At 46.4% G+C, this 9,445-nt stretch carries 9 protein-coding genes; 3 read left to right on the top strand and 6 right to left on the bottom strand.

The window, feature by feature from the left end:
* The 5 genes from G395_RS0115055 to thiD all read right to left on the bottom strand — a co-directional run.
* Positions 1-236: transposase (locus tag G395_RS0115055; protein WP_026630809.1), on the bottom strand; the 236-nt coding region annotated here is incomplete at its 3' end.
* Positions 237-356: 120 nt separating this feature from the next.
* Positions 357-857, bottom strand: a complete 501-nt coding sequence (locus tag G395_RS0115050; RefSeq protein ID WP_026630808.1) for a pyridoxamine 5'-phosphate oxidase family protein — start codon at positions 855-857, stop codon at positions 357-359.
* Between the two features lie 67 nt (positions 858-924).
* A complete protein-coding gene (locus G395_RS0115045) occupies positions 925-1,203 on the bottom strand; it encodes a 2TM domain-containing protein (protein ID WP_026630807.1) in 279 nt (92 codons plus the stop codon).
* Between the two features lie 163 nt (positions 1,204-1,366).
* Positions 1,367-3,685: a TonB-dependent receptor gene (locus tag G395_RS0115040; protein ID WP_026630806.1), complete on the bottom strand. Its 2,319-nt coding sequence runs from the start codon at positions 3,683-3,685 to the stop codon at positions 1,367-1,369.
* Between the two features lie 140 nt (positions 3,686-3,825).
* The gene (thiD, locus tag G395_RS0115035) at positions 3,826-4,647 is read right to left on the bottom strand and encodes a bifunctional hydroxymethylpyrimidine kinase/phosphomethylpyrimidine kinase (RefSeq protein WP_026630805.1); all 822 of its coding nucleotides are present in this window, start codon (positions 4,645-4,647) and stop codon (positions 3,826-3,828) included.
* Between the two features lie 79 nt (positions 4,648-4,726).
* On the opposite strand from thiD, the gene hxpB reads away from it, so the two are divergent.
* Entirely contained in the window at positions 4,727-5,401 is a 675-nt protein-coding gene (hxpB, locus tag G395_RS0115030) for a hexitol phosphatase HxpB (RefSeq protein ID WP_026630804.1), read from the top strand.
* Positions 5,402-5,427: 26 nt separating this feature from the next.
* Complete coding sequence (locus G395_RS0115025; RefSeq protein WP_035361375.1) at positions 5,428-6,768, top strand: sensor histidine kinase; 1,341 nt, start codon at positions 5,428-5,430, stop codon at positions 6,766-6,768.
* Here the strand turns inward: G395_RS0115025 and G395_RS0115020 are convergent.
* Complete coding sequence (locus G395_RS0115020) at positions 6,765-8,450, bottom strand: amino acid permease (protein ID WP_026630802.1); 1,686 nt, start codon at positions 8,448-8,450, stop codon at positions 6,765-6,767. The two genes, G395_RS0115025 and G395_RS0115020, sit on opposite strands and share 4 nt — an antisense overlap.
* Positions 8,451-8,656: 206 nt before the next feature.
* Between G395_RS0115020 and G395_RS0115015 the strand changes: the two genes are divergently transcribed.
* Complete coding sequence (locus tag G395_RS0115015; RefSeq protein ID WP_026630801.1) at positions 8,657-9,442, top strand: phosphatidylinositol-specific phospholipase C/glycerophosphodiester phosphodiesterase family protein; 786 nt, start codon at positions 8,657-8,659, stop codon at positions 9,440-9,442.
* The last annotated feature ends 3 nt before the right edge of the window (positions 9,443-9,445 follow it).

The raw sequence follows: 9,445 nt of genomic DNA, 5'->3' as shown, positions 1-9,445 counted from the left end.
GGCATTCTTATTTCTGACTCGCCATAGCTGGTTTTAACCCTCTTTTTTCCATAGCCATTGCGGGAGTTATTATTGAGCGACTGTTCATGCTTGTCATACCCCAAGTGCCCATCCAGCTCGCCTTCCAGCATCTTCTCAATGCCCCGCTTCTGCAACTGGCCAAGAAAGTCATTGAGCGTATCGCGGCTCTTGAACTGCTTTAAAAAATCATCAGTCAACAAATCTTCTGGTCTCATAAAATGTGTTTTGTTAAAAGTAAAAAATCGGAGTTACAAACCCCGATTTAAACTTTACACAGATTTTGAAATAGTGTCTCGAAAAATCCTGTTAAGAATTTAGGAGCCGGAATCAGCCCCTTATGCCAAATTCAACTTTCCATGATCGCCGCCATCCGGCGTTGTGCCTGTAAGCACTGCTTTTATCATAGAAAAGAAAACCACCATTTTGGATGAAGTTGCATCCCAGTAAGCAGCTTCTCCCGTTGTCACTTTTAAAAGCACCAGGTTTGGATCTTCCTTTCCTTCCGGAAACCAGGCTTTTGCCATCGGATTCCACAACTCCTCTTTTTTCGCTTCATCCTCCACAATCTCAGCCTTTCCGGAAACGCTGATATAGGTGTTATTTTTTGGTTCGGAATAGATCAATGTAACCGGTTCGCCCTGGTTCGATCCATCGCCGATGTCTGTATTCCTATTAGTAAAAAACCAAACATTACCGTTTTCATCAATCTGCTGCGTAGTCATAGGCCTCGATTCGATTTTCTCGTTGGCGTATGTCGTATACATGCAGAACCGGATGTCCTCGGCCATTGATTTCAATTTTTCTATCGCTTCCTTATTTTGAAGGTCCTTTTCCATAGTTGTTGTTGTTTGAATCTCTGATCTTATTTATCAGGGATTGTAAAACAACTATTCCAACGGCTGTTTAGCTGCGCATTAATTTTTCATATTCCCGCTCTGCCATTTCCTTTTCGCCGAGATTGCCGTATGCGGTGATATAATGAGAGGCAAGCCCTATGCCCCATCCCAGCATTGGAAATATCGGCCATGGCATATGATGATCATTGCCAAAGTGCGGAAAAGCGGTTACGGCCCACAAAAGCCATAAGCCCCCATTCACAACCATATAAGTGATCAGATGAACTTTGAACGAGGCTCTCTTCTTCGCTTTTCTCCAGATAAATTCGTTACGCGGCGTTTCCATATTTGTATCGGTTTAGAATGTAAGGTTTTGCTTCAATCAATTGCTTTTCAAATTGATACAACCAAATTACATCACCGCTATCCCTACGAAAAGCGAATACAGACGGAGTTCAGCATTCCCACGACGAAGAAACAGATTAGCCGGATGAACCGACTGGCCCTACTTAGAATTCCAGGCGATAGTTCAGCACCGGGATCAGTCCGGTCTGCGTTGTGTTTCTGATTTCCTTTTTGGTAGCGTCGTAAGTTTGTTCATATGCATTCAAACGATTGGTCACATTCTGGATATCCAGCGAGATGGTCGATGCCGTGCGTCTTTTGTTCTTTGTATAACTCACCCGAACATCCGAGCGGAAATAGTGGGGCAGCTGCTCCGAATATGCCTTTGTCCAGTCGCGCTCTGTCTTTCCTGTTTGTTTGGATTTTTCAAGGTCAACAGGCGTTACGCGGTTTCCGCCCGAGGCGAGCAGCTTAATGTTCGCTGCGAATATATTGGTTTTGTTTTTTCCCACTTTCCACTCTTTTCCCGCCAGAACATTCTGAACAAACTGACCATTAAACCTGCTGTCGCGCTCAATGCCGTCCCGACCGGTGTATTTGGCCTGATATAATGATGTTGTACTCATCAGGTAAATGCCGCCCGTCAGTGATTTTTCAACAGTCAATTCCACGCCATAACTGCGTCCGGTTCCGTCACTTGTTAGGGAATCATTGGTAAAACCGCTGATCTCATTGATTTGTGAATTATGCAAAAGATATGGTTTGGTTGCGTTCGGTGAACCGATCGGCACATGGTAATGATGCTGATAATAGGTTTCGGTAAGGATACGCCAGCTGCTGGTTGGGCGGAACTCGTAGCCAGCCACAAAATGCGCCGATTTCATCAGTTTAAGATCCTTATTGGCAGCGGCCGTCTTTCCACTTTCTGCATTCACCTGTGCGAAATAAGTTGAAATCGATTCTGTTTTGCTATGCAGCCCGGCCCCGAAACTAACGGTCGATCTGGATGCTACGGCCCATTTCATCCCTAACCGCGGTTCGAGAGAAAACTGGTTATTAAGTCCCAATAACATGCCGTGAACACCCGCATTGATCGTAACTGTCGGCGATATACGCGATTTAAGCTGACCATATGCCTGATAAAGCTGAGTACTGCCCTTTTGATCCAGAAAAACACGAACAGGACCATTTTCATTATTGCGATCGAAAAGGTTGAAATCCAGATGATTGATGATGAACCCGCCCCGGAATGTGTTTCTTGCATTCAATTTGTAGTTGAGAAGGGAAGAAATTCTGAGGGTCTGGTTAACGAAGCTCTGGTGATATGAGATTTGCTTTCCAAGGTCATCGGAGTCGTCCGTAACCTTGGTACCAGCGTATGAAATGATGCTTTCCACGTAAGCCTTGTTGCTGATATAGCGCAAATAATTGATGCCCAATATGCCCCTGTTTGACGTAAAGACTTCATTTTCCTGGGGCGTACGCTCCTTGGAAGTGCTGATCCCGCCCATTCCCCAAACTGTCACCACCGACCGATCATCCGAAGGAACGTGGATTTTGAAAGCGCCATCCTGGAAATCCGTGGACGCATCGCCCTGAATGTTCAATCCCAGTTTATCGAGAACAGATAAGGTGGAATAGCGATAATTGGCCAGGTAAGAAGCGCCGCCTTTTGCACCGATCGGTCCTTCCGCGGCAAAATCGAGGCCCAAAACGCCGGCTTGCAGCGCATACTCCCGCTTTTCATTGTTTCCGTTTCTTAATTTTAAATCAAAAACTCCGGAAGTAGCATTGCCATATTCCGCCGGAAAAGCGCCGGTCAGAAAATCAGAATTCCCTAAAACGTTGGCGCTTAATGCACTTATCCCGCCGCCGCTGGAACCTTCTTCACCAAAATGGTTAGGATTAGGAATTTCAACGCCTTCCATTCTCCACAACATTCCTTTTGGACTGTTACCGCGTATAATGATCTGGTTACCACCATCATCGTTGGTTGCGACGCCCGCAAAGGACAGTGCCATCCGTGCCGGATCATTCACCGAAGCTGCGAACCTTTTGGTTTGATCCACCGTAAAAGACCGCCCGCTTACACTAACCATATCATTCAGCGGAGCACCGTTCTCCTTCTGCGCCTTCACCACCACTTCATCCAACGATTTAAAAGATTCCGCCAATTTGATCGTCAGCTCTACTTCCTTGCCCGAACCGACAGCGATTTCCTGCAGAAAAGCGTCGTCATAGCCAATGCTTGTGATCTTAATGGAATGTCGTCCAACCGGCACATGCTCGATTCGAAATCCGCCTTCTGCATCCGTCGCGCCGCCCATGATCGGGTTAAGCGTAGTAATGATCACATTAGCACCGATCACGGGCTGCAGCGACTCAGCATCAATGACACGGCCCTTCACAAGTTGTGCAGGTTGCTGGGCATAAGCCAGCGAAAAGACCGCCATCGCGATCAGCGAAAGAATATATTTTTTCATAGCTAATAGTTTTCTTTCCAGACAACCTAGCTATGTCTTACCCTAAATTTTTTTGGAAAATTTTATTTTGAAGGCTCTAATCGCAGAGCGATACGACATTGGTAGCTTAATGTTATGTATTTGCTGGGATTAAAGTACATTTACAATATCCCCCGCATTGGCACGGGATCGAAGAAATGGTTTAATGGTCCGTTGCCTTTTCCGGTTTTGGCTTCTTTTCCGGCTTGGATGGCCGAGGAGATGTATTCTTTTGCGAAAATGATGGCTTCGGGCAGGGAGTTGTCGCGGGCTTTGAATGTGGCGATGGCGGAGGATAATGTACAACCGGTCCCGTGGAGATTAGGACTGGGAATGAACGCGGATTCGAAGACCAACACTTCCTGGCTTTTCTGGGCCAAAACGTCAAATAATTGCTCAGAAACCAGATGCCCGCCTTTAAGTAAGACGGCCCGGCAACCTTTGGCAATCATTTCCGAAGCGGCTTCCTGCATGGATTCCAAGGAATGGATTTCCCGGCCCAACAGCAACTTTGCCTCATCAATGTTAGGCGTAACCAAATCTGCAAGCGGAAATAACTTTTCCCAAAATATATTGATCATCTCAGCGGTGGCGAGCCTGGTCCCGCTGGATGATGCCAGAACCGGATCCACGACCACGAATCCCGGCATAAACTGCGCAATAATATCGGCGATCACCCATGCATTCTCAACCGTCCCGATCATGCCGATCTTAATCGCATCCACCTGAATATCTTCCAGAACGGCCAGCAACTGCTCTTTCAAAAAATCAGCCGGAACCGCAAGTACAGACCTCACTTCTACCGTATTCTGGGCTGTGAGCGCAGTTATTGCGGATAAACCGTTCCCTCCCAGTGACCCGATCGTCTTCAAGTCTGCCTGAATTCCTGCGCCGCCGCCGCTGTCTGATCCCGCAATGGTAAGTATGGTTGGATATCGGTTCATGAATGGTCCGCGATTTGTAAATACTTATCGGTGAAAGTAGTAGTTTTGAATAGTTTAAAAAAAACAGACCCACTTAATAATGATTAAAGCTGCCATATTTGACATGGACGGATTGCTGATAGATTCCGAGCCAATCTGGACAGACGCTGCCCGCAAGGTAATGCAAAGAGTAAATTTCACAATTTCCGATGCGCTGAAAAATCAGACGACCGGTCTTTCTATCAAACTTTTTCTTGAATATTGTCACAAAATCCAGCCCTGGAATACGCCTTCTTTCGAGGAATTGGAACGGGAGATCCTGGAATATGCCCATGAAAATATCCTGGCTCGCGCGGTGGCCATGCCGGGCGCAATTGAATTGGTTAAAAACCTGAAAGCGCAGGGTCTTAAACTGGCGGTGGCTTCGGCTTCGCATATGGACCTGATTGAAGGCGTGCTGAAAAGGCTCGAAATTATTGATTACTTTGACACCTGGCATTCTGGTGAGCTCGAAGAATTCACCAAACCCCATCCTGCCGTTTATCTGACAACAGCTGCCAAATTGGGATTACGCCCTGACGAATGCATTGCGTTTGAAGATTCGCATGCAGGTCTTCGATCGGCCCATGCGGCAGGAATGATCACGATTTCGGTGCCAGCGATGGAAGTTTTTGACGATGCTAAGTTTGATATGGCACATTATAAGATCAATTCACTTGAAAAATATATATTGAGCGAAATGTCCGGCGTGCCGCAAAGCGCGATTGAAAATTAAAACCAAATCTTCTATCTCATTCCTTAATGATCGGACTAAGACATTTCAGCATTGTGATCATGATCCGGATAGTGGTCATTATCCTGAGCGTCATTGCGGTTGCCTGGCTTGCGTCCAAGCACACGAACGAGGTGCTCGTATATGTGCTTGGGACCATTTTCATCTTTGTCCAGGGATCATTATTGTATCAATATGTTACCAATGTCAACCGCAAGCTGACCTACTTCCTCGAATCGGTCCGCTATTCTGATTTTACGATCAATTTCCGTTCCGACAATAAGATGGGCCGGACGTTCAAGGAACTCAACCAGCAGTTCAATGAAGTGCTTCATGCGTTCCGGCAGGCACGGGCAGAAAAAGAGGCTAACCTGCAATATCTGAATACGATTGTGCAGCATATCGGCACCGGTCTGATCACATTCGACAGCAACGGACAGGTTAACCTCATCAATAACGCTGCTTTGCGTATGCTGGGAATTTACCGGCTGCATCAGCTGAGCGAGCTAAAAGACAAGCATCCAAGACTGTACGAACTACTTTCTACACTCGATAGCGGCGTACGCGAGCTTTACCGGACGCCTTCGGACCAGCCACTTGCATTGCAGGGTGCTGCGATCCAGCTCCGGGGAATGTGGGTCAGGATCGTGGTTTTACAAAATATCCAAACGGAACTTCAACAGCAGGAAGTAGAATCATGGCAAAACCTGACCCGCGTTTTAAGGCACGAGATCATGAACTCGATGACACCGATCGTGTCGCTCGTAGGCACGATGCGACTGATTGTAAATGAGGACATTGAGAAATCGACCAGCGATCAGGAGGCAGTCAATGACTTGAAAGAAGCATTGCATACACTTGAAAAACGCAGCAAAGGGATGATGCAATTTGTGAATGCTTACCGCGATTTTACAACATTACCAAAACCGGTGTTTGCCAATCTCAGCGTCTCCGAGTTGTTTCAGGAAGTAATCCAATTATTACAAACGGACCTTACCGGCTCAGGGGTTTTATGGAAAATTTCTGTCAAACCCGAAACGCTTACCGTAAAGGCCGACGCCAGCCAGGTCCAGCAAGTGCTGATCAACCTGGTGAAAAACGCTTCCGAAGCATTCTCAACCCAAACAAACAGATTGATCACATTAAGCGCATATCAGTCTGACAGCGTGACCATTATTGATGTTGAAGACAATGGTGACGGCATTGAACCCGAGGCAATTGAGAATATTTTTATCCCCTTTTACACCACCAAAAAAACCGGTTCCGGAATCGGCCTCAGCCTCTCGCGACAGATCTTACAACAGCACAATGGTCAGCTGAATGTTTCCTCGGAAGTAGGAAAAGGAACCGTTTTTACCTTGATTATCTAGGCCAGTTTGCTCTTCCTGTAACCGTAGCTGAAATAGATCACAAGCCCGATCGCCAGCCAGATCACGAAGATCAGCCAGTTGGAAGATCCCAGCTCTGTCATCAGATAAAGGTTTGTCAGAATGCCTGCAACTGGTAAAACCGAGAAGTTATACTTGTACCCCATTACAGCCAGAATGCACCACGTGATCCAGAAAATAATCGTTAACAGCTTATGCTCGACGATTTCCATGGCCGACATTGCTTTCCATTCATCAATCACACTCTGCCCGTAAATAGTAATTCCCGCAATAGCCAGGATTAGCAATAAGCCGATCAAATATTTGCCATTTAGATAAGGAACGCGGAATTTGGATTGCGCTGAAATTCCCGTATGGTCCAAATAAAGAACGCCACCGCAAACAAGAATGAATGCAAAAAACGTCCCGACGCTGGTCAGGTCTACGAAGAAATCCATCTTAAAAAACAATGCAGGAATGCCGACCACAAAGCCCGTAACAATGGTTGCAAAGGATGGCGTCTGGTACTTCGGGTGAATTTTCGAGAATTTTTTCCAAAGCAAACCGTCGCGGCTCATCGTCATCCAGATACGCGGCTGGCCAAGCTGATAAACTAGCAAAGCGCTCGTAATGGCAATAACGGAGCTCACGGAAATAACACCGGCCATGAAATCAAGGCCATTTTTCTCGAAAACAAATGCCAGCGGATCGCTCACTTTCAGTTCTGTATAATTGACCATCCCGGTAAGCACCAGCGTGATGAGCACATATAAGACCGTACAGATAATGAGACAGTAAATCATTGCTTTGGGCATATCACGTTGTGGATTTTTGCATTCCTCAGCGGTTGTTGATATAGAATCAAAACCAATGAATGCGAAGAAAACAGAGGCAACTCCGCCCATAACGCCTTTGATGCCATTGGGTGCAAATGGTGACCAGTTTTCAGGTTTTACATAAAATGCCCCGGCTAAAATTACCAGCAGAACAACCCCGATCTTCAAAACCACCATAATGTTGCTGGCAGTCCTGGATTCGCGGATCCCTATGTAAACCAGCGCGGTAATGAGCAATGTAACAAGCCCGGCGGGCAGGTTGAGCATAATGTGCATGTCGCCAATGACGGGAGATGTTTCGTAAGCGGCAGCCGCAAATCGCTCATAGGTGCTCATTTCCGCTGCTGCAGCGCTGTGTAATTTTGCAAATGCATCGGAAGCCGTTTCATAGTTGACTGTAAGCCACCCCGGCAGCACTATCCCGAAACCTTTGAGCATTCCCGTAAAATATTCTGACCAGGAAATAGCGACGACCATATTCGAAACCGCATATTCGAGAATCAATGACCAGCCTATGATCCACGCAAACAATTCCCCGAAGGCAACATAGGCATACGTGTACGCACTACCGGAGACCGGCACTGTGCTGGCAAACTGCGCATAGGACAATGCCGTGAAAACACACGCAATAGCCGTAAATACAAATAGCAGTGAGACAGCGGGCCCGCCATTATAACTCGCAACGCCTATCGTACTAAAAATCCCAGCCCCAACAATCGCCGCGATGCCCAGGGAAACCAGGTCCCTTACGCCGAGGATCTTGGCTAGTCCGCCGTTTTCAGCTGAGTCGGCGTCCCTGAGTATTTGGCTAACTGTTTTTTTACGAAAGAGAGAAGAATTTTGTTTCATGCAAGCGCTGATTGGCAATGTCTTGTTGTGTTAATAAGTCGGCTAAAATAATGATATTCTCAACGCATCTTGCCAACGGTTGAAATTTTGTTCAATAAAATGCAGGTTTCCAGTAGAAAATTCGCCGGCATGAAATCAAACGCCAAAACAATGTGTTTGTGACTATAAATTACCTAATTTTCCGACTGGCAACCCCACCACATTCCATGAAAAAACTCGTTACGCTACTTGTACTCATTCTGCTTTGTACCAGGATGTTGTACGCTCAGGACATTAAAGCTTACACCACGGCGCAAGCGCATTCCCACAATGACTACGAGCGGAGAGGCGCATTTTATGACGCGATCGATCAGCAGTTCGGCTCTATTGAAGCGGACTTGTTTTTGGTGAATGATACACTCTTCGTGGCGCATAATTTCAAAGACATTCATCCGAAAAGAACATTAAACACGCTTTACATTCAGCCTATATTGACTAAAATTGAAAAGAATGGCGGCAGCATTTATCCGCAAAAAGACGTTCCCCTTCAATTTCTGATTGATCTGAAAACCGGCGCTACGGAAACGTTGGCTGCACTAGTCAAAGAACTGGAACCGCATAAGCACATTTTAGCGCCTGACGGCAACCTCACAATCGTGGTAAGCGGCAACACGCCCGATCCCGCCAACTTTGATAAATATCCCGATTTTATATTTTTTGATGGCCGTCCCGAAATCACCTACACGCCGGAGCAGCTCAAGCGCATTGGCCTGATCAGTCAGGGATTTGCGAAATATTCAAAATGGAATGGGGAAGGCCCATTACCGGAAAAAGACAAGAAAGCGATTCAGAAAGTGATTAAGCAAACGCACGATCTTGGCAAAAAAATGCGGCTGTGGGCAACACCCGACAACATTAATTCATGGAAAATCATGATGACTTTGGGTGTAGATTACCTTAATACCGATAAAGTGAGGGAAATGGGAGATTACCTCAGAACTGCACCGCGCTGACAT

Origin of the sequence: Dyadobacter alkalitolerans DSM 23607, assembly GCF_000428845.1 — a bacterium.
GTDB lineage: Bacteria > Bacteroidota > Bacteroidia > Cytophagales > Spirosomataceae > Dyadobacter > Dyadobacter alkalitolerans.
Note: the sequence above shows the minus strand (reverse complement) of the source record. Positions and strands in the feature narration are given on the sequence as shown.

Coding starts and splice junctions, on each gene's coding strand:
- hxpB (WP_026630804.1), top strand. CDS start 4,727: ATGATTAAAGCTGCCATATTTGACATGGACGGATTGCTGATAGATTCC.
- G395_RS0115040 (WP_026630806.1), bottom strand. CDS start 3,685: ATGAAAAAATATATTCTTTCGCTGATCGCGATGGCGGTCTTTTCGCTG.
- G395_RS0115025 (WP_035361375.1), top strand. CDS start 5,428: ATGATCGGACTAAGACATTTCAGCATTGTGATCATGATCCGGATAGTG.
- G395_RS0115020 (WP_026630802.1), bottom strand. CDS start 8,450: ATGAAACAAAATTCTTCTCTCTTTCGTAAAAAAACAGTTAGCCAAATA.
- G395_RS0115015 (WP_026630801.1), top strand. CDS start 8,657: ATGAAAAAACTCGTTACGCTACTTGTACTCATTCTGCTTTGTACCAGG.
- G395_RS0115050 (WP_026630808.1), bottom strand. CDS start 857: ATGGAAAAGGACCTTCAAAATAAGGAAGCGATAGAAAAATTGAAATCA.
- G395_RS0115045 (WP_026630807.1), bottom strand. CDS start 1,203: ATGGAAACGCCGCGTAACGAATTTATCTGGAGAAAAGCGAAGAAGAGA.
- thiD (WP_026630805.1), bottom strand. CDS start 4,647: ATGAACCGATATCCAACCATACTTACCATTGCGGGATCAGACAGCGGC.